This window comes from Streptomyces calidiresistens, from assembly GCF_014141525.1.
GTDB classification, from domain to species: Bacteria; Actinomycetota; Actinomycetes; order Streptomycetales; family Streptomycetaceae; genus Streptomyces; species Streptomyces calidiresistens.
In genome coordinates, this window is sequence record NZ_VKHS01001405.1 from 1 (window position 1) to 735 (window position 735).

At 72.7% G+C, this 735-nt stretch carries 1 protein-coding gene; it reads right to left on the bottom strand.

Translation table 11 applies throughout. The features are described from left to right. Nucleotides 1-19: 19 nt before the first annotated feature. Nucleotides 20-598: a TetR/AcrR family transcriptional regulator gene (locus FOE67_RS27540; RefSeq protein ID WP_182667525.1), complete on the bottom strand. Its 579-nt coding sequence runs from the start codon at nt 596-598 to the stop codon at nt 20-22. Nucleotides 599-735: the final 137 nt, after the last annotated feature.

Here is a 735-nt window from a genome sequence, read left to right on the forward strand (position 1 = left end):
GGCCCCGAGAGGGGGGTGTTCACGAGGGGCCTCCGGCGGCGTTCACGAGGGCGTCGAAGGCGTCCTCGACGAGGTCGGGCAACTCGGCGCGGCCCTCGTCCTCCACCCAGAGGGTGATGGCGGTGGTCAGGGCGGCGGTGCAGGCGGCGGCGATCACCCGGACGGCCGGCGCGGGGTCTTCGCCGGGCGGGGTGAGGCCGCGTTCGAAGGCCAGGGAGGAGGAGGCGGCGCTCTCGCCCATCCGGGCCCGCAGCGCGGGGGTGCGCAGGATCAGTCGGGCGCGCAGGTACAGGGCGTCGCGTTCCTCCCGGTAGACGGCCGGGAGGGCGGTGGTGACGGCGTGGCGGACACGTTCCACCGGGGGGTGGTCGGCGGGGCGGGACCGGACGAGTTCCTCCAGCATCGGGTCGTACTCGTCGCGCAGGACCACGTCCTCCTTGGTGGGGAAGTGCCGGAAGAAGGTCATGTGGGAGACGCCGGCCCCGGCGGCGATGCGGGCGACGGTCACCTTCTCGTACCCCTCGGCGAGGAAGAGCCGGAAGGCGCTCCGGCGCAGGGCGTCGCGGGTGCGTGCTCCCCGGCCCGACCGTCCGTCCACGTCCGACACCTCCCATAGTGTGAGTTCCTCACAGTGTTAGTAACTCACACCATACACCCGTCGGGCGGGTCGCGGGCATGCCGGCGGCTTTTCGGAACAGACGACCGGTATGCCGGAACCACCCCGTCCCCTCCCCA